The sequence below is a fragment of the Marinobacterium profundum genome, assembly GCF_001528745.1.
Lineage (GTDB): Bacteria > Pseudomonadota > Gammaproteobacteria > Pseudomonadales > Balneatricaceae > Marinobacterium_A > Marinobacterium_A profundum.
Genome location: NZ_BCNS01000161.1, coordinates 1 through 19353 on the forward strand (window position 1 = coordinate 1; position 19353 = coordinate 19353).

Sequence of the window (19353 nt, forward strand, 5' to 3'; positions counted from 1 at the left end):
CGCAGTAGGTTGAGTATTGTCCGACAGGCTGCTAGCAGCCTGTCGGACTTGGCCGATCGTAGCGAGGGAAAGTCCGTTTTGAGGCAGTTTTTGAGCTTTTTTGAGACGAATAGTGGTTCTATTTAACAAAAAAGAGCGCGAATAATGCCCAAAATCGGCTTTTCCGCAGTAGGTCAGTGGTAAGTCCGACAGGCTGCTAGAGCAGCACGATCTGACCGTCTATCTGACTGAATGCCACCTGGGTGAGTGCCTTGCCGTTGCAGGGGCCAGCAATGCACTCACCGGTGTCGATCTTGAACAGGGCACCGTGGGTGGAGCACTGGATATAGTTGCCTTCAAAGTCGAAAAACTGGTCGGGCTGCCATTCGAGCTCAACACCTCGGTGGGGGCAGCGGTTCTCGTAGACGAAGAATCGATCGTTATGGTGAACGGCGACCAATGCGCGGCCGTCCAGGCTAAAGCCGCGGGCGCTCTGGGCCGGAATTTCGCTGGTGTTGCAAAGGACAGTCATATTGAATCCAAAGTGAGCGGGGGTATCGCAGACTTGAGGCCTCTTCACCCACAGTGGGGCGGTCGGCCTCTATAATGCGCATCCACGAATGCTAAGAGAGCCGGAACCTGCGTGCAAGGCCCGACAACCCGCAAGACTCTGCGCCCCTTGTTGCTGATGCTGCTGCTATCGGGTGCTGTACACCTTCTTTTGGCCGCCTCCTGGCTGGCGTCGGGGGACGGTACCACGGCGGTCGCTACCGCGGGCCGCCCTGTTGGCGCGTCACATATCCAGATACAGATGGCGGCGCCAGCCCCGCAAATATCTGTCGCGGCGGTGCCGGCTGCACCGGACACCGTTGCGGCTCCCGTGCCTGAATCTGTGCCGCCGAAGCCCGCGGCAAAGCCAGCGCCTGCAAGGGAGTCAAAAAGGCTTCTCGAACGACTTGCCAGCACTGAAACCCCCGCCAACAATACTGCACAGCCACAGCCACAGCCACAGCCACAGCCACAGCCACAGCCACAGCCACAGCCACAGCCACAGCCACAGCCACAGCCACAGCCACCCGCACCAGACCCCTTTCCCGATCCGGTGCCTGCGCCTATAGCAGACTCGCTGGTGGCTGATGCCGACAGCGCGGCCTCTGCTGCTTCGATGTCGTCAGGGCAGACAAGCGCGCTTAAAACCGATGGACCGGTCGAGCAGCTACAGGCCGCCTGGCGCAGCCCGCCCCAACCGCCGGAGTATCCGCCGCTGGCGCGGCGTCGCGATCAGGAAGGTGAAGTGTTGCTGCGGCTGGACCTTGATACCCAGGGGCGTGTAACGGCGGCACAGGTGCTGCAATCGTCCGGTTATCCGCTGCTGGACAGGGCTGCACTGGCGGCAGGCTCGGGCTGGCACCTGCTGCCGGCACGAATCAATGGCGTCGCGGTGACCTCTTATGTGAGAATCCCGGTTCAATTTCGGCTGGACCAGTGACCTTGACTCAATGATATCGAGCGTAAGCATGTCCGCGCACCGGCTGGGGTTGCTGTTATGGCTGCTGTTGCTGCCCGTGGTACTGACCTCTCTCTGGGTGGGGCCTGTCTCGCTGTCGTCTGATGCGCTGTTGCAGCCGGGCTCGCGGGACTGGCTGATTCTGGTTGAACTGCGGCTACCGCGGCTGGTGATGTCACTGGCGGCGGGGGCTATTCTGGCCATTACAGGCGCATCCATTCAGGCATTGTTTCGCAATTCTCTGGCTGACCCCGGTTTGATCGGCATCAGTGCCGGTGCTGCGCTGGCGGCGGTGGCGGTGCTGGTCTTCGGCGGTGCCTGGCTGCTGGGGCCCTTTGGACCTGTGCTGGTGCCTTTGGCGGCATTCGCCGGCGGCCTGCTGGTGACGGCACTGGTACTGCGCATAGCACGCACGCCACGGGGCGTATCGGTGACCACCATGCTGCTGGCGGGGATTGCCCTGAACAGCATTGCGGCGGCTGCCATTGGCGTAATGAAGTATTTCAGTGACGAACTCTCTTTGCGTCAGGTGACCTTCTGGTTGCTGGGGAACTTGCACAGCACTGACTGGAGCAGCGCGCTCTTGCTGCTGGCCGTCGGCGTGCCCGTGTTGCTGCTGTTGCTGCGCGAGGGGCAAAAGTTGAATCTGCTATTGCTGGGGGAGTCGCAGGCCCGATTGCTGGGCGTCGTTACATCCCGCCTGCGTCGCCGGCTGGTACTGCTGGTGGCTCTGGGCGTCGGTACTGTGGTGTCCCTCGGCGGCCTGATCGGCTTTATTGGTTTGGTGGTACCGCATCTGGTGCGACTGCTGTGCGGACCGGACAACCGCGCCTTGCTACCGCTGTCGGCACTGCTTGGCGCGCTTCTGCTGACACTCGCCGATATCATGGCGCGGCTGCTCGTCAGCCCGGCGGAGCTGCCCATTGGCATAGTTACGGCACTGATTGGCGGGCCTTTCTTCCTGTTGATGATTCTGTACCGGCAACGGATGCGCGCATGAGTCTGCAGGCGGATACCTTGACCGTACAGCGCAATGGCCGCTTTCTGCTGGAGTCGGTCGATCTCAGCCTGACGCCGGGCTCCCTGACCGTGGTGCTGGGGCCCAATGGGGCGGGTAAGTCCACCCTGCTGCATATGCTGGCAGGGCTGGAGCGGCCGGATGGGGGCAGCGTGCGACTGAATGGGCAGCCGTTGCTTGCGATGGATTCACTCGAGCGTGCCCGCAGGCTTGCGGTCATGACCCAGGATCAGCCACTGGATTTCGCTTTTAGCGTCGAGGAGGTGGTGTTGCTGGGCGCTTATCCACTGGGGCTGGGACGGGCCGAAGAGCGGGCACATTGCCTTCGCGGGCTGCAGCGACTCGAATTGCAGGCGCTGGCATCGCGGAACTACCTGAGTCTGTCCGGGGGGGAGCAGCAGCGTGTACAGATGGCGCGCGTACTGGCGCAGTGCAGTGAAGCAACGGCGGTGCTGTTGCTGGATGAGCCGGTCAGCGCAATGGATTTGAGGCATCAGCATCTGTGCCTGCGTCAGTTGCGTAGGCTGGCGGATGCCGGGGCGGCGGTGCTGGTGATTTTGCATGATCTGGCGCTGGCGGCGCGTTATGCCGATCGGGTGCTACTGCTGAAAAACGGCCGGGTACTGGTGCAGGGGGGCATGCTGGAGACCATGACGGCGTCCAGTCTGAGTCGGTTGTTCGACGTCCGTGTCGAAGTCGCTCTGGTAGCGGGTGTGCCGCGTTTTAGTTCGTCATTCGCCGATGACACCGTCCTGCTTTAATCGGTCAGTGAGCAGAAACAGGGCTTCATCATCGTCGGTATAGACGGCCACGGTACGTTCCAGTTCGTCGTCCTGCAGCGGGTGCTGCATCTTTTTTTGCTGGTGCATGACGCTCACATCGGCATCGGAGGCATCCACTCCTTTGGCTTTTCTTCGCTTGAGACGGGCTTCGATCAGCTTCTGTTCACAATGACAGCTGATAATACGGAAGGGTATATCCAGCGATGTGGCCAGTTCGGCATAACTGATGCGTGGTCGCTGGCGGATGAAAGTGGCATCCACCACCACCGAATAGCCGGCGCGCAGCATTTCGCGGGTGGTGTCGAATAGCTGGTGGTAGGTGCGAACGTTCATTTCCTGGCCGTAGAGGTCAAGCTTGCCGCCCTTGAGGCTGAGTTCACGGTACAGGCGCTTGCGCTCGATATCGGAGCGAATGCGGATGGCGTCAATGCGCTCCACCAGCTGGCCACTGATATAGCTCTTGCCGCTGCCGGACAGACCGTGCATTAGCAGCAGAGCCGGCTTGGGTGTGCGGGCGTAGTGCTGTGCCAGCTTTAGGTAGCGGCGGAAGGTTTCGATATCCGGATGTTCGCCCAGCATCGCGACCTTGGCCCGAACCATGGCGCGGTAGGCCTTGTAGAAGTTGAGCAGCTTGAGACTCTTGTAGTCGCCGGTGAGCTCAAGGTAGCGGTTCAGCAGACGGTGAGCCCAGCGGAACTGGCCATTGGCTTCCAGATCCATCAGCAGGAAGGCCAGGTCGCAAATGGTGTCGATCCAGCGGAACTGCAGATTGAACTCGATGCAGTCGAACAGCCGCAGTTCGTTGTTGTGCAGTGTAATGTTGGCCAGATGCAGGTCGCCGTGGCATTCGCAGACATGGCCTTCGGCTTTGCGCCGACGCAGGACGTCGGTCAGCTCGCGGAATTGCTGTGATGTTTGCTGCGACAGTTTCTGCACCGCAGACCAGTCGTCGGGGTCTTCCAGTACATCGCGCAGGTGCAGGAAGTTGTCCGACACCAGTTCCCAGATGTTCTCCGGCTCGCCCCAGGGGCTGTCGGAGGCAACCATGGGGACCGCCGAATGGAAGTGGGCGATCTGGGTGGCCAGGGCATCGATCCAGTCGGGTTCGAAGCGCTTTTTCTGCAGCAGCAGATCGAGCCGCAGCTCGGTATTGAACTGGTGCATGCGCACGGCGTACTCGAAGGCTTCATCTTCGCCGTTGATGCAGGGCTGCTGCGGCGTACCTGTGATGGCGACGACTTCCAGATAGAGGTCCGGTGCCTGGCGCCTATTCAGGCGCAGCTCTTCCTCGCAGAAATGCTGTCGTTTCTGCAGGCTGGTGAAATCGAGAAAACCAAAGTCGACCGGCTTCTTCACCTTGTAGGCGTAGTCGCCGGTGAGCAGGAGCCAGGAGATGTGCGTCTCTATGACGCGAATATCCTTTGTCGGGTGCGGATAGGCCGCAGGGTCACAAAGTGATTGAATAAATTCAGGAAACATAGAATCCCGGTATCGCGCAATTAGGTAAGGAATTATACTGAGCCGATGACAAAAAAGAGAGCCTCCGCTGCAAAACCTTCCCGTTCTGACGCCAGGCGCAAGCCTGTTCGCAAGCGTTCACGGGGACGTTTTTGGCCTTCCCTGTTCAAGTTCCTTTTCAAACTGACACTCGTGATGAGTGTCTTTGTTGCCATTGGCATGGCCTACCTGGACATGCAGGTGCGCAGCAAGTTTGAAGGTAAACGCTGGGCATTACCAGCCAAGGTATACGCTCGTCCGCTGGAATTGTATCCCGGACAGCCTCTGGCGATGAACGATCTCAAGGCGGAACTGAATAGCCTGGGCTATCGCTTTGTGCGCAGCGCCAGTGCGCCAGGCCTGGCCGAGTGGGCCAGTTCCCGTGCAAGAGTGCATACCCGCGGCTTTACCTTCCCTGATGGTTACGAGCCCTCACGGCCGTTGTTGCTGGAATTCAGTGGCGATAGTTTGAGTCGCATACAGGATGAGGAAGGTCGCACTTTGCCGCTGGCACGGCTCGAACCCTTGCTGGTGGGCGGCATTTATCCCAACAGTAATGAAGATCGCGACCTGATCCGGCTGCAGGATGCGCCGCCCTATCTGGCCGAAGCACTGATCGGGATCGAGGATCGCAGCTTCTACGATCATCACGGCATCTCGTTCAAGGGTATTGCCCGGGCCATGTGGGTCAATTTCCAGGCCGGTCGCTTCGTTCAGGGTGGCAGTACCCTGACCCAGCAGCTTATCAAGAACTTCTACCTCACGGCGGATCGCACGCTGCTGCGCAAGTTCACCGAAATACCCATGGCGGTGTTGCTGGAGCTGCATTACGGCAAGGACGAAATTCTCGAAGCCTACCTCAACGAGGTCTATCTGGGGCAGTCTGGCTCCCGTGCGGTGCACGGTTTCGGGCTGGCGAGCCAGTATTATTTTGGTCGCCCGCTGCAGGAACTGCAGCTGCATCAGGTGGCTCTGCTGGCGGGCCTGGTGAAAGGGCCATCCTTCTATGATCCGCGACGTAATCCTGTACGGGCGAAGGAACGTCGCGACCTGGTGCTCAGTATCCTGGCCGAGCGCAATGTCATCAGTGCAGAGCAGCTGACCCAGGCGCTGGCCGAAGGTTTGGATGTGGTCAAGGAAAAGAACCTGCACAAGGGCGCTTACCCGGCCTATCTGGACCTGGTAAAACGCCAGTTGCGCGAAGACTACCGCGACGAAGACCTGAGCTCCGAAGGGCTGCGGGTGTTCACCAGCATGGATCCGGTGGTGCAGGGCCGCGCCGAAGAGGCGCTGGTGGATACCATGACCAAACTGGAAAAACGCTACGGCAAGAAGCTGGATGGTCTGGAAGGCAGCATGGTGGTGACCGATCCGCAGACCGGCGATGCGCTGGCGCTGGTGGGCGGCCGCGATACCCGTTTCCAGGGCTTTAATCGTGCACTGGATGCGGTACGCCCCATCGGCTCGCTGGTGAAGCCAGCGGTCTATCTGGCGGCGCTGGAGCAGGGCTATACCCTGGCCAGTACGCTGGAAGACAATGCGCTGCGGGTCAAACTGCCCAATGGTGATCTGTGGGAGCCAAATAACTTCGACAAGAAGTCCCACGGACTGGTCCCTCTGCATCGGGCTCTGGCGTTGTCGTATAATCTTGCCACAGCCAAACTGGGCATGGATATAGGTGTCGAACGGGTAGTGGACATGTTGCATCGCCTGGGCATTGAACGTGACCTTAATGCCTATCCGTCGCTGCTGCTGGGTGGCCAGGGCATGTCGCCGTTTGAAGTGGCGGGCATGTATCAAACTATTGCCGCCAACGGCTTTCAGACACCGCTGCGAGCGATACGCATGGTGACGGATGCGCAGGGGCAGGAGTTGTCTCGCTATCCGTTTCAGGTGCGTCAGACAGTGCCGGTCGAGCTGATCCATCTTATTCAGTACGCCATGCAGGAAGTGGCCCGAGAGGGCACGGCACGCTCGGTGTATCAGCATCTGCCGGCTAATTTGAACGTGGCTGGCAAGACGGGTACATCCAATGATCAGCGTGACAGCTGGTTTGCTGGCTTTACCGGCAATCGCTTGGCGGTCGTCTGGCTGGGGCGGGATGACAACTCACCGTTACCCCTGACGGGCTCCAGCGGTGCGCTCCAGGTGTGGACGGATTTTATGCGTCGGGAGCAGCCGCAGCCTTATCTGGCGCGCAAGCCGGATGGTATTGAGTATGTCTGGATAGATGAGGCGACAGGGCTGCGCTCGGATCAGCGTTGCGAAGGATCGCGTCAGTTGCCGTTTCTTTACGGCACTGCGCCGCAGCAGGCGGTAAGCTGTGGCTTTAATGATCCGGTCGGAGAATCTCTCGAGTGGTTCAGAAACTGGTTTAGATAGGAAATGACTATGTACCATTACAGACTACTGTCGCTCGCCGCTACCCTGCTACTGGCAGGTTGTGCCGGCCCTGGTATCTACCTGCCGCCGGTTGAGGATCGCTCGGCGCCGCTGAGCCGTGCCCCCCAGGCGGCGCCGGTGGAGCAGGATACAGGTGTGCGAGTGACGCCCTTGTACGATGAGCCGGTTATACGCCAGCAGCGTCTTGGCAGCGATAGCGGTTTCTCGGTGCAGCCGCTGTATCCGTCGGGCAGCAATGACCGTGCCTCGGACTATTCGAATTCTCAGCAGGGTCAGCTACAGGGCCAGTTGCAGGACAACTATCAGGGTGGTGGCCAGGGCAATACTCAATACGGCAGCGGCCAGAGCAGTTTTCAGGCTAGCAGTGAAGCGCCTGTGTCGGCCAACCCGGCAGTCGTTGCATTGCTCGACAGCGCACGCCAGCAACAGGGCGCAGGCTCGCTGGCCGCCGCCCAGACGAGCCTGGAGCGTGCTCAGCGCATAGCGCCGCGTGATCCACAGGTGTATTACCAGCTGGCGGACATCCAGCGCCAGATGCAGAAATACAGCGAGGCCGAGCAGCTGGCCCTTCGCGGTGTCGCTTTGGCTGGTGGGCAGCCAGAATCACTGCGTAAGCTCTGGTTGCTGATCGCCTCTGTGCGCAAGGACACCGGGAACCTGAGCGGCGCGCGGGATGCACTGGAGCAGGCGCGGCGTTACTAAGAGTCCATCATTCCCTGTCGATCATTACCCGTTCTGTTACCTGTGCCGCAGGATTTTAGCGGCGCAGGTGATTCAGAATATCCAGCGTTGAGACCACCCCCGCCAGTTCTCCATCCCGGGTGACAAACACCCGGTGAATGCGATTGCTGCACATCAGATCTATTGCCTCATCAAGTGATGCGTGCTGATCCAGCGCGATTATATGGGGTGTCATTATTTCACACACCAGATGCTGTCCATGCTGGTCTCCACCTTCCAGTCCCAGCTGTTCGGGTGTCATACCTTCCAATCCGCTGTAATAATACTGCGTCAGGGGATTTTCCTCGATGGAGTGCTGCGCACTGTTATCAAAACGCAGAATGTCCGTAAGGCTGACCACGCCCTTGAGGTTGCCCTGACTGTCAGTGACAGGCGCGCCGCTGATGTGGTGAGTGTTGAAAAATTCGATCAGGCTGTGTAGTGACCAATGCTCGGATACCTTGAGCAGGTCGCTGGACATCACTGCGGCAATGGTTGCTCTCTCTGGCGTATGCATAGTGCGCGATTCCTTTGGCTTTTATTTTTGTCTTTTTGGGTATTGGCTTTGAACTGCTGGCAGTTTAGCCGAGTCTGGGGAGGGAATTCTGGGGAAAGAGTTGCACCGAGCGGATGCGAGGCCGGTCAGCAGCCGGGCTGCGTTTCTTGTCGAGAAGGCGAGACGCCGGTAAAACAAGGAGGCGAGATACCGTTGCGGCCTCAGGTCCTTGTCTGAGGCGTACGACTGAAGCTGTAACCGCACAGGATGATGCAGCCTGCCAGCGCGAAGCGATAGAGCGCATCCTGCTGCAAGCCCGCCATAAGGGGGGCCGGTCCGAAGGCCAGAAGTCCGAAGGCGAGCAAAAGCGTACCCGCGAGGGCGTACAGCCTAGTGGGCCCCCGAAAGCCCTTGAGAACGCCCGCCAGCAGGGCCAGGCAGGTGAGTAGCGCCAGGCCCTGACTGTAAAGCACTCCGATATCCGAGCGACGAACCAGCTCGAATAGCGCAAACAGACCGAGCATCCAGCGTCCCCAGGCGGCGCGTGACCACTGCCTGTTCCAGCCGTGGGCAATGGCGACGCTGGCGATCATGGGTAGCCCGGCGTAGTACGCCAGGTTATCCAGCATCAGCTGCAGGGTCTGCTGTTCTGAACCTGAAGGGGTCAGAACAAGCCGCCCCAGCGCCGCCAGCGCCAGCGACAGGGCTGCGAGTGCGAACATGTAATGCAGACTGCGCTGGGGCAATGGCTGCGCCTGGCGATACAGCAGGGCGGCAACAGCGCCCCCGCCGAGCAGCAGCGCCAGGTTGGCGAACAGGCTACTCATCTCAGAGGCTGGCAAAGACACGGTCGGCGGCGGCCAGCGTGAATTCAATATCCTGCTGCGTGTGCGCGGCAGACATAAAGCCGGCTTCAAACGCAGAGGGCGCCAGGTACACGCCTTCGGCCAGCATGCCGTGGAAGAAGCGGCCAAACTTGGCGGCATCGCACTGCATGGTCTGGGCAAAGCTGGTGACTTCTTCCTGCTCGGTAAAGAACAGGCCGAACATGCCCCCTACACGGCTAGTGGTGAAGGGAAGGCGATGCCCCAGGGCAACAGCCTCCAGGCCTTCGGTGAGCAGCTCGGTCTTGGCGCTGAGCTGCTCATGGAAACCCGGTACCGAGATGGCATCCAGCATCGCAAGACCAGCGGCCATTGCCAGCGGATTGCCCGACAGGGTGCCCGCCTGATAGACCGGCCCCAGGGGCGCGATATGGTGCATGATTTCGCGCTTGCCACCGAAGGCGCCAACCGGCAGCCCGCCACCGATGACCTTGCCAAGAGTGGTGAGGTCGGGCTTGACACCGAAATGTGCCTGGGCACCGCCGAGTGCGACACGAAAACCGGTCATGACTTCATCGAAGATCAGCACGCTGGCGTACTGGTCGCAGACCTCGCGCAGGCCTTCAAGGAAGCCCGGCAGCGGCGCAATGCAGTTCATGTTACCGGCAACCGGTTCGACGATGATGCAGGCGACCTGGTCACCAACAGCCGCGAAGGCTGCGCGCACGCCGTCGATGTCGTTGTAGTTCAGCGTAATGGTGTGTTCGGCCAGGGCGGCGGGTACGCCAGGGGAGTTGGGCTCACCGAGCGTCAGGGCGCCGGAGCCGGCCTTGACCAGCAGGGAATCAGAGTGGCCGTGGTAGCAGCCCTCAAATTTGACGATCTTGTCCCGCCCGGTATAACCGCGGGCCAGGCGAATTGCGCTCATGGTCGCTTCGGTGCCGGAGCTGACCATGCGTACCATCTCGATGGAGGGCATCAGCGCGCAGACCTTGTCGGCCATGTCGATTTCAATCGCCGTAGGAGCACCAAAGCCGGTGCCGTGATCCAGCGCGGCGCGGATGGCATCAATCACGGCCGGGGCCCGGTGGCCCAGAATCATCGGTCCCCAGGAGCCCACGTAGTCAACGTAGCGCTGGTCATCTTCGTCGAACAGATAGGCGCCGGAGGCGTGTTTGAAGAACAGCGGGGTGCCGCCGACGCCCTTGAACGCGCGAACCGGTGAGTTTACGCCGCCGGGTATATGCAGCTGGGCGGCCTGGAACAGGGCCTCGGAACGGGACATACGCAAAACTCCCTTACTCTAAAATGCTCAATCAGAACTGTTGGCTGAACAGCTGTGCCTGACGCCGAATGTCGGCTGCGGCAAACAGCGCGTGAATAACGGCCACCATGCAGGCGCCGGCTTCAATTACCTGGCGGGCATTATCCATACTAATGCCGCCAATCGCCACCACGGGCAGGCCTAGCTCCCGGGCTGCTTGTGGCAGCAGCGACAAGGGTGCTGGGCGGGCGTTGGGCTTGGTGCTGGAGGCGAAAAAAGCGCCGAAGGCCACGTAGTCGGCTCCTTGTGTACTTGCTTCACGTGCCAGCGTCAGTGAGTCGTGACAGGTCACGCCGATAATGGCATCGGGCCCGAGCTGCGCACGGGCATCAGCGAGCGAGCCGTCGGATTGGCCCAAATGCACGCCATGGGCCTTGCAGGCCAGCGCCAGCGCCAGGTCATCGTTGATTAGCAGCGGGCGTTCAAATTCGTCACAGAGTTCGCGCAGCAGACTAGCCTGGCGCAGGCGTTTTGCGCTGTCATCACTCTTGTCGCGGTACTGCACTATGCTGGCGCCGCCCTCCAGTGCCGCCCGAACCTGGTTGAGCAGGGTGCTGTCTTCGGGCATCAGAGTACTGTCGGTAATGGCATAGAGGCCGTGGAGTGGGTAGGCGGTCATGGTGTTTCCGTGGTGTGTTGTTGTATCGGCGAATAGTGGACAGGCGAACTCAGAGCATCTGATGGTGCAGATAGTAGGCTTCTATCTGGGCTCGGGTCAGAACGCCAATAATGTCGCCGCGGTTGCTGCTGACGCAGAGAATATCGGTTTGGCGCTGCTGCATGCAATCGGCGGCTTCCTTGAGCGTGGCGCGAAAGCTGATCTGCACTGGGTCGCGGCGATGCGCGGGCAGCTCCAGCAGATCTATGTCAGCGTCGTTGTCGGCCTGCTGCAGCCAGAGCAGCAATTCCGAGCGCGCCAGTAGCGCACGCAGCGCAGGGTCACCGATCAGTATCCAGTCCGAGCTTTGCTCCGACAGAAAAGCTGCGCGGGCCCTGGGTTCTCGAATGCCGGCCTGTAAAAAGTCCCGTTGCATCAAACTGCCGACGGCGACACGCGACAGCGCCTGGGCCAGCGGTGACTGAGTTTGGTCCAGTCCCTGGGCACGCAGTAGTGACTGGAAAATGGAGGGTAGTTTGAACAAATGCCGCACCGTGAGGTTGCTGATGACGATGGCGAGCATGGCGGGCAGAATGATGTGGGGATTGCCGGTCAGCTCCAGTAATGCAATCAGGGCGGCAAGGGGGGCATTGAGCACGGCCCCCATCATGGCGCCCATGCCGATCATGGCGTAGAGACCGACCTGGGACAGCATCTGGTCGTTGAACAGCTGGGCGAGCGAGCCGATTAGTGCGCCAGCCAGAGCGCCGATAAAAACAGTGGGCCCTATGAGTCCACCGGGGATGCCCAAGCCCAGTATGACAGGCGTCAGCAACCATTTGGCTAGCAGCAGGCCCGCCAGCCAGTGCAGTGGCTGCTGGCCCAACAGAGTATCACTGACAGTGTCATAGCCCACGCCCATGACCTGCGGGTACAGCAGAGCGACACTGCCGGTCAGGACGCCAGCCAGCAACAGCCGCCAATGCAGGGCAATGGCACTAAAGCTTGCCGTATACAGCATGATGCGGTTGAAACCACCGGCCAGCAGACCAATCATAAGGCCCAACAGCATGACCAGAGGAATTTCACTCAGATCATCAATGCTGAACTGGGGAACGCTGAACAGCAGTGTCGAGCCAATACTGGCGCGAATCACCAGGTCCGCAGTGACGGCGGCCACCATGATAGGGGTGAAACCCAGCACGGTATATTCCAGCAGCACGACTTCCATGGCGAACACCACGCCAGCCAGTGGTGTATTGAAGGCAGCAGATATGCCAGCAGCGGTGCCACAGCCGATGAGCAGGCGCATGGAGTTGTTGGGTAGTCGCAACCACTGCCCAATCAGGCTGGCGCCACCAGCACCCAGGTGAATGGCGGGCCCTTCACGGCCTACCGAGTGGCCGCTGAGCAGCGCCACTGTAGCGCTGGTAAACTGGACCAGCAGATTGGGTGCCGGCAATTGCCCCTGATGGTAGCCCAGTCGCTCCAGTACATGCACGACGCCCACCTTGCGATGGGCCGCTGCCAGGCGCCAGAACAGCAGTATAAGTACCAGGCTGCCGGAGACAGGCAACAGAAAATGCAACCAGGCTGGCAGTTCCTCGAAGTTTTCCGGATTATTTCCAGGTAGATAAATACCGAGTGGAAATTCGACTAACAGGCGAAATGCCATAATGATGAGCCCGGCGAAGAGTCCGGAGAGGACGCCGAGCAGCAGCATTTGTGGCAACGAGTCGATATGAGCCAGTCGATCGCGGAAATGCTCCAGCGATAAGAGGTCCTTGCGTATCAATGGGCCGTGTTCCGATAGTTTTTAGGCTGTGTGCTTTGTATGATTAAGGGTAACAGTTTTCGACTCTCAAGAGAGGTGGATGTGATTAAGGTAGGTATCGTAGGCGGCACTGGCTATACCGGTGTAGAGCTGTTGCGGATTCTGGCGAATCATCCCGATGTGAAAGTCGATGTGATCACCTCCCGCTCCGAAGATGGCATCAAGGTGGCGGACATGTTCCCGAACCTGCGGGGACATTATGACCTCGCCTTTACTGTGCCAGATGTTGAGCGCCTGGCGAGCTGTGACGTTGTGTTCTTCGCAACGCCCCACGGCGTGGCAATGCGCATGGCGCCTGAACTGGTAGAGCGTGGCGTGCGCGTTATCGATCTGGGCGCGGACTTCCGTATCAAGGATATCGATCTGTGGTCGCGCTGGTACGGCATGGAACACACGGCGGCGGCGCTGGTGGAGCAGGCTGTGTATGGTCTGCCCGAAGTGAACCGCGCGCAGATTCGCACGGCACAGATGATTGCCTGCCCGGGCTGCTATCCGACTGCAGCGCAGCTGGGCTTTTTACCGCTGATCGAAAACGGCCTGGTAGATACGCGCCGGCTGGTGGCCGACTGTAAATCCGGCGTCAGCGGTGCCGGCCGCGGTGCCAGTGTGGGTGCGCTCCTGTGCGAAACCAGCGAGAGCATGAAGGCTTATGGCGTTGCCGGTCATCGCCACCTGCCTGAGATCAAGCAGGGCCTGAGCGTTGCGGCTGGACGCCCGGTGGGGTTGACCTTCGTACCGCACCTGACACCGATGATTCGCGGCATCCATGCCACCTTGTACTCGGTGCTGAAGGATCCGAATGATGGCCTCCAGGCGCTGTTTGAATCCCGCTATGCGGATGAGCCCTTTGTCGATGTGATGCCGGCAGGCAGTCATCCGGAAACCCGCAGCGTAAAAGGCGCCAACGTCTGTCGTATCAGTGTTTTCCGCCCGCAGGATGACGATACGGTAGTCGTGCTCTCGGTGATCGATAATCTGGTCAAGGGGGCGGCCGGGCAGGCAGTGCAGAACATGAATATCATGTTTGGGCTGGATGAGCGCGCGGGTCTGAACCAGGTTGGCCTGATGCCATAATACTTGACTACTTTAGTTGGGTAAGAAAGAATAGTGGCCTGATTGACGTATAGTTGGAGTAGGTATGACTGAGTCCTTTGAGCAGATATCCCCGATGGTCTTCACAGACGCGGCGGCTGCGAAGGTGAGAAGCCTGATGGAGGAGGAAGAAAACACCAACCTCAAGCTCCGGGTTTACATCACTGGAGGAGGTTGTTCTGGCTTTTCCTATGGTTTCACCTTTGACGAAGCGGTCGCGGAAGACGATACCGCAGTGGATAACGACGGTGTAATGATGGTGGTCGACGCCATGAGCTACCAGTATCTGGCGGGCGCCGAGGTAGACTACAAGGTCAGCCTGCAGGGCTCCCAGTTCGTTATTAACAACCCCAATGCCGCTACGACCTGTGGCTGTGGATCGTCTTTCTCGATCTGATCAGCAAAACGGACAGCGCTCGCTGTCCGTTTCTTTCCCGCTATACTCTGCTTAAATCCAATCGCCGCCAGCTTCAGTATCGACGAGCCCGTGCCTTGTGCTGGGCGCTATATATCTGCTCGGTTTGGTCCCAATGGCTGTAGGTACTCAAGGGAGAATTCAGGAGGCGAGGACTCAGGGGGGGTAGATCCCGCCGAGAATACGTTCACCCCGGGCGCCCGTTACGCCGGGCATGTTGCCCGCGAGGCTTTCAAGCCGGCAGCCGGCCAGCCAGGCAAAGGCGCAGGCCTCCACCCAGTCAGGATCCAGCCCGAGCGATGCGGTGGTGGCCAGGGTATAAGGTTTGAGTAGTGCTTGCAGGCGTTTCGCCAGCAGACTGTTATGACTGCCGCCGCCACAGAGAAAAACTTCACAGCCAGTGGCCGCTACTTGCTTGATTTCATTGCTGATAGTGACCGCGGTGAGTTCAAGCAGCGTGGCCTGAATATCCTCTGGCGCCAGGCTGTCAAAGCCGGTTTCCACCAGGCGCTGCGTCAGCCAGTCGGGATTGAACTGCTCACGTCCGGTACTCTTGGGAGCAGGCGCGCTGAAGAAGGGCAGTTGCAGCAACCCTTGTAGCAGTTCAGGCACAACAGTGCCGGTGGCCGCCCAGGCGCCATCGCGATCGTAGCTGAGCGCCTGATGCCGATGAATCCAGTAATCGAGCAAGACATTACCCGGGCCTGTGTCGTAGCCGATGGCCGGTTGCTCGCTGTTGCCGGGCAACAGGGTAATGTTCGCCATGCCGCCGATATTCACTATCACCCGATGGGTGCCGGCTACGCGAAACAGGGCATCGTGGAATGCGGGTACAAGCGGGGCGCCCTGACCACCTGCGGCCATGTCCCGACGCCTGAAGTCCGCGACAACGCAAAGCCCTGTGCGCTCGGCGATCAGGTTCGGATCGCCAATCTGCAGCGTAAAGCCGGCCTCTGGGCGATGACGCACTGTTTGACCGTGGCTGCCGATGGCGCGGATGCGCTGTCTGTCGAGCTGATGCTGATCAATCAGGTTATTGGCGGCCGTGGCGAACAGCTCAGCCAGTTCAAGATCGAGTCGGCCGAGGCGTTCGATCTCGTCAGGGCCTGGATGCATCAGTGCCAGGGTTTGCTGGCGCAGAGGTAGCGGAAAGGGTTCGGTATGGCTGGCCAGCATGGCGCAGCCGGAGGCGTCGAACTCAAAGGCGACGGCATCAACGCTATCCAGGCTGGTGCCTGACATGAGTCCGATATAGAGCGGGCGCATGGCGCTTACTCGGCGCTGGCGACTTGGGTTTTGGAGTAAGTCTCAAGTTGCGCCATCAATGCCTGAGAGGTCGCCTGGAAGGACGCACGTTCGGTTTTGGGAACAGGGTCAGCATGGGGCAGTTTGACCGTAACCGGGTTCTTGTGAACACCGTTAACCTGGAATTCATAGTGCAGGTGTGGGCCTGTGACCATGCCGGACATGCCGACATAGCCAATCAGCTGACCCTGCTTGATACGGCTGCCGACCGACAGGCCTTTCTTGAAGCGGGACATATGGGCGTAAAGGGTGCTGATGTTGTTGCCGTGCTGCAGAATGATGACGTTGCCATAACCGCCCTTCACGCCCCGGTAGATGATTTTGCCATCACCGGCGGCCTTGATCGGTGTGCCGGTGCTTGCAGCATAATCAACGCCTTTGTGGGCGCGGATCTTGTTCAGTACGGGGTGGCGGCGGCTCAGGTTGAAATTTGAGCTGATGCGGGCAAAATCGACAGGGGTGCGCAGGAAGGCTTTGCGCATGCTCTCGCCCTTTGGTGTGTAGTAACTGGTGTTACCTTTTGAATCTGTGTAGCGCAGCGATGTGAAAGTATCACCCTGGTTGGTGAACTCGGCTGCGACAATATCACCGACACCTATGACCTTGCCTTCGAATCGCTTTTCTTCATAAATCACGCGAAAGCTGTCGCCCTTGCGGATATCAAGCGCGAAATCCACATCCCAGCCGAGTAGTGCGGCCATTTCCATAATGGTATTGCTGGGCAGGCCGGCTTTTTCGCCGTCGAGGAAAAGTGAGTTCTGGATGGTTCCCTGGGCAAAGCGATGTTCGATTTCGGGCTTCTGTTCGACAATATCTATGCTGTAGCTGTCGCCATCCTGTTCGAGCAGAACCTGCTTCAGCGGATTGATCAGGTGCTTGAGTTTCTTAAGTTCGCCATTCTGGATCAGAAAGGACAGGGATTCACCGGGGTACAGGCGCGACAGGGCTTCGCTGTCTTTGGTCGCTGCGCTAACAGTAAAAACGTCACGGGCTGAGAGGCCGGCGCGCTTGAACAGAGTGCTGAGATTGTCGCCGCTAGTCACCTTGTAGTTGACCCAGTTGTCGGCTTTCGGGGCGGCCATGACGGGCTGTTCGGGGGCTGCTGCTTGGCTGGCAAGTGCCGGGGCAGTGTCAATTGCGTCAGAATCATCGACAGAGCTGTCTGTGTCGGCGCTCAGACGTTCTTTTGTTTCCTTTATACGAACGGCGGGTGCGGCGTTTGGCGCTACAGGCCCCGTAGCATCCTTTTCGAGATTGAGATCAAGTTTCAGGGTTTCCTGCTGACTGCTCCTGGTCAGGGAGGGGTCGCCCCGGGTGGCCGAAACCTCCTCGGACGGAACCAGCATCAGGGTGAAACCTATAATGACGGCGCAAACAGAAACCGCGACCAAATGCACGGTAGGGAGACGATTACCTATAACTTTAATGATGTTCAACACAATGCTACCCATATACAGAAAATCCAGCGCTGGTCTATTTAACCGCAAACTTTGATGGATTGCCAAAATAGAATCTCGACTGTGACAACAAAACCTTGATAGTGGTTCGTGCCAGTTTGTTTGCATGCAGACGGGCGGGTAGAATACCGGCCCTAAAGATGGCGGAATCCAGGGTATTCGAAAGCAATGAGCGAAATGACGCTGTTACAGGATCTCAAGGCGCGCGGCTTGATCGCGCAGACCACAAGCGAAGATGAACTTGATCAGCATCTGAATGAGAACAGTGTCACGCTTTATTGTGGCTTTGATCCCACCGCAGACAGTTTGCACTTGGGGCACCTGGTGCCGCTGCTGATGCTCAAACGTTTTCAGGACTACGGGCATCGCCCGATTGCGCTGGTCGGTGGTGCAACTGGCATGATTGGTGACCCTAGCTTCAAGGATCAGGAGCGCTCCCTTAATACATCCGATGTAGTGGAAAAGTGGAGCAACTGCCTCAAATCACAGATCAGCCGCTTTATTCACTTCGACGACACCGAAGGCGGCGCCATTCTGGCAAACAATTACGACTGGACTGCCAATATTGATGTGCTCAGTTTTCTGCGCGACATTGGCAAGCACTTCACCGTTAACAAGATGATTGCCAAGGAATCGGTGCGCCAGCGCATTGAGCGCGAAGGCTCGGGTATGTCCTTCACCGAGTTCAGCTACCAGATTCTGCAATCCTATGACTATCAACACCTGAACAAGGCCTACGGCTGCAGTCTGCAGATTGGCGGCTCCGATCAGTGGGGCAACATTACCGGTGGCATAGACCTGACGCGTCGCGTCAATGGCACCCATGTTCACGGTCTGACGTTGCCACTGATCACCAAGGCAGACGGTACCAAGTTCGGCAAGACCGAAGGCGGTGCTGTCTGGCTGGATGCCAACAAGACATCACCCTATGCCTTTTACCAGTTCTGGCTACAGACGCCGGATGCTGACGTCTACCGTTTCCTCAAGTTCTTTACCTTTATGTCGGTGGCCGATATAGACGCGCTTGAACAAGAGGATGCCAATCGAGAAGGCAAGCCCATGGGGCAGTCAGTGCTGGCGCGCGAAGTCAGCACGCTGGTGCACGGTGAGGAAGGCTTTATCGCCGCTCAGCGCATTACCGAGGCGCTGTTCTCCGGTGACCTGTCTAACCTTGATGAGAGTGATTATGCCCAGTTGAGTCTCGATGGCTTGCCGTCCTCGGTTCTCAAGCCCGATGGGCTGGCTGACACGCCGCTGACGACTCTCTTTGCTGACGCAGGTCTGGCGGCATCCGGCAAGCAGGTAAAGGATGCGCTGCAGCGCAAGGCGGTCATTGTTAATGGTGAAGAGTTCGGTATGGATGACAACCTGAATGCGCCAGGGGTTTTCAATGCTGAGCGCGCTCTGTTCGGGAAGTACTTCCTGGTGAAGCTGGGCAAGAAAAAACACCACCTGTTTGTTCTTGGCTAAATGAAGCAGCAAGTCGCGCCATGTGCGATTTGATGAGCTCTAGGAAAAGGCGCCTGAATCAGGCGCCTTTTGCTATATGGAGGCTTTGAATCTGTGATTATCGGTTCTTGGTTCTTGGTTCTGGGCGTGACGTGCGGCGGTTTTGCGGGCGGTGTGAAGGGAGGTGTGGATGCTGGTGGTTAACCACTGTATGCCTGGTGATCCATATTGCGCTGCGAGGATGGGCTTTTGGCCCAAAATCAGCCTTTTTGGGTTTTATTACAGTTAATTGTAAAAGGGCTGTTGACTCTGATCGGGGGCAATGTAGAATGCGCACCTCGCTTAGGGAAAGCGGCTTTAACAGCCACCGACCAGAGCGAGCAAGTCGGAAGTAAGTGGTTGATTTTCAAGTGTTTAGCTTGATAAATTGGCCGGCAGTATCGGCTTGTGAGTCACTCGTTTTTCTCCTCGGCTTCGGTCGAAAATGTTGAAAATAAGAGTTGACTTAAAACACCGAGACGCTAGAATATGCGCCTCACTTGAGACACGGGATCAGCGGTAACGATCCTCGAGTCCAAACGCTCTTTAACCTTTCTCTTATACCCATCTTACGCCGCCGACGACCCCCTCCTTTTTGCACTCGCTTCCTTCCC

The 19353-nt window shown here is 58.7% G+C and carries 17 protein-coding genes; 8 read left to right on the forward strand and 9 right to left on the reverse strand.

The genetic code is table 11. From position 1 onward, the window contains the following. Positions 1-196: 196 nt before the first annotated feature. Positions 197-511: a Rieske (2Fe-2S) protein gene (locus MPRO_RS19340; RefSeq protein ID WP_067296923.1), complete on the reverse strand. Its 315-nt coding sequence runs from the start codon at positions 509-511 to the stop codon at positions 197-199. Positions 512-622: 111 nt separating this feature from the next. On the opposite strand from MPRO_RS19340, the gene MPRO_RS25970 reads away from it, so the two are divergent. From MPRO_RS25970 to MPRO_RS19355, 3 genes are read left to right on the forward strand one after another with little or no spacing between them, the layout of a single operon-like run. Then, positions 623-1468, forward strand: coding sequence for an energy transducer TonB (locus MPRO_RS25970; protein WP_067296926.1), 846 nt, complete (start codon positions 623-625; stop codon positions 1466-1468). Positions 1469-1496: 28 nt separating this feature from the next. Next, complete coding sequence (locus MPRO_RS19350) at positions 1497-2486, forward strand: FecCD family ABC transporter permease (protein WP_067296929.1); 990 nt, start codon at positions 1497-1499, stop codon at positions 2484-2486. Continuing rightward, positions 2483-3265, forward strand: coding sequence for a heme ABC transporter ATP-binding protein (locus MPRO_RS19355; protein ID WP_082708984.1), 783 nt, complete (start codon positions 2483-2485; stop codon positions 3263-3265). The genes MPRO_RS19350 and MPRO_RS19355 overlap by 4 nt, the downstream gene beginning before the upstream one ends. Here MPRO_RS19355 and MPRO_RS19360 read toward each other — a convergent pair. After that, positions 3236-4765, reverse strand: a complete 1530-nt coding sequence (locus tag MPRO_RS19360; protein ID WP_067296933.1) for a bifunctional aminoglycoside phosphotransferase/ATP-binding protein — start codon at positions 4763-4765, stop codon at positions 3236-3238. The two genes, MPRO_RS19355 and MPRO_RS19360, sit on opposite strands and share 30 nt — an antisense overlap. A 45-nt stretch (positions 4766-4810) precedes the next feature. Here MPRO_RS19360 and mrcB point away from each other — a divergent pair, with 45 nt between their 5' ends. Together mrcB and MPRO_RS19370 are read left to right on the forward strand one after the other, a co-directional pair. Beyond that, on the forward strand, positions 4811-7165 hold the full coding sequence (gene mrcB, locus MPRO_RS19365) for a penicillin-binding protein 1B (RefSeq protein ID WP_067296936.1): 2355 nt from the start codon (positions 4811-4813) through the stop codon (positions 7163-7165). Positions 7166-7174: 9 nt separating this feature from the next. Continuing rightward, positions 7175-7888: a hypothetical protein gene (locus MPRO_RS19370; protein WP_067296940.1), complete on the forward strand. Its 714-nt coding sequence runs from the start codon at positions 7175-7177 to the stop codon at positions 7886-7888. Between the two features lie 55 nt (positions 7889-7943). Here MPRO_RS19370 and MPRO_RS19375 read toward each other — a convergent pair whose 3' ends face one another. The 5 genes from MPRO_RS19375 to MPRO_RS19395 all read right to left on the reverse strand — a co-directional run bounded on the left by MPRO_RS19375 (position 7944) and on the right by MPRO_RS19395 (position 12943). Beyond that, on the reverse strand, positions 7944-8423 hold the full coding sequence (locus MPRO_RS19375) for a CBS domain-containing protein (protein WP_067296944.1): 480 nt from the start codon (positions 8421-8423) through the stop codon (positions 7944-7946). A gap of 200 nt (positions 8424-8623) precedes the next feature. After that, a complete protein-coding gene (locus MPRO_RS19380) occupies positions 8624-9229 on the reverse strand; it encodes a hypothetical protein (protein ID WP_067296948.1) in 606 nt (201 codons plus the stop codon). Between the two features lies 1 nt (position 9230). Beyond that, positions 9231-10511 carry a glutamate-1-semialdehyde 2,1-aminomutase gene (hemL, locus tag MPRO_RS19385; protein WP_067296953.1) on the reverse strand — a complete coding sequence of 427 codons (1281 nt, stop codon included), beginning with the start codon at positions 10509-10511 and terminating at the stop codon, positions 9231-9233. 31 nt (positions 10512-10542) lie between these two features. Then, entirely contained in the window at positions 10543-11169 is a 627-nt protein-coding gene (gene thiE / locus MPRO_RS19390; protein ID WP_067296957.1) for a thiamine phosphate synthase, read from the reverse strand. A 49-nt stretch (positions 11170-11218) separates the two neighbouring features. Then, positions 11219-12943 carry a chloride channel protein gene (locus tag MPRO_RS19395; protein ID WP_082708985.1) on the reverse strand — a complete coding sequence of 575 codons (1725 nt, stop codon included), beginning with the start codon at positions 12941-12943 and terminating at the stop codon, positions 11219-11221. Between the two features lie 81 nt (positions 12944-13024). Here MPRO_RS19395 and argC point away from each other — a divergent pair, with 81 nt between their 5' ends. Together argC and erpA are read left to right on the forward strand one after the other, a co-directional pair. Next, on the forward strand, positions 13025-14056 hold the full coding sequence (gene argC, locus MPRO_RS19400) for an N-acetyl-gamma-glutamyl-phosphate reductase (RefSeq protein WP_067296960.1): 1032 nt from the start codon (positions 13025-13027) through the stop codon (positions 14054-14056). Between the two features lie 64 nt (positions 14057-14120). Next, entirely contained in the window at positions 14121-14471 is a 351-nt protein-coding gene (erpA, locus tag MPRO_RS19405) for an iron-sulfur cluster insertion protein ErpA (RefSeq protein WP_067296963.1), read from the forward strand. A 174-nt stretch (positions 14472-14645) separates the two neighbouring features. On the opposite strand, the gene MPRO_RS19410 is transcribed toward erpA, so the two are convergent. Continuing rightward, complete coding sequence (locus MPRO_RS19410; protein WP_067296967.1) at positions 14646-15755, reverse strand: anhydro-N-acetylmuramic acid kinase; 1110 nt, start codon at positions 15753-15755, stop codon at positions 14646-14648. 5 nt (positions 15756-15760) lie between these two features. After that, positions 15761-17140 (reverse strand): OapA family protein, encoded by a 1380-nt coding sequence (locus tag MPRO_RS19415; RefSeq protein ID WP_245635144.1) that lies wholly within the window; start codon positions 17138-17140, stop codon positions 15761-15763. A gap of 279 nt (positions 17141-17419) precedes the next feature. Between MPRO_RS19415 and tyrS the strand changes: the two genes are divergently transcribed. After that, positions 17420-18721, forward strand: a complete 1302-nt coding sequence (gene tyrS, locus MPRO_RS19420; protein WP_067296973.1) for a tyrosine--tRNA ligase — start codon at positions 17420-17422, stop codon at positions 18719-18721. The last annotated feature ends 632 nt before the right edge of the window (positions 18722-19353 follow it).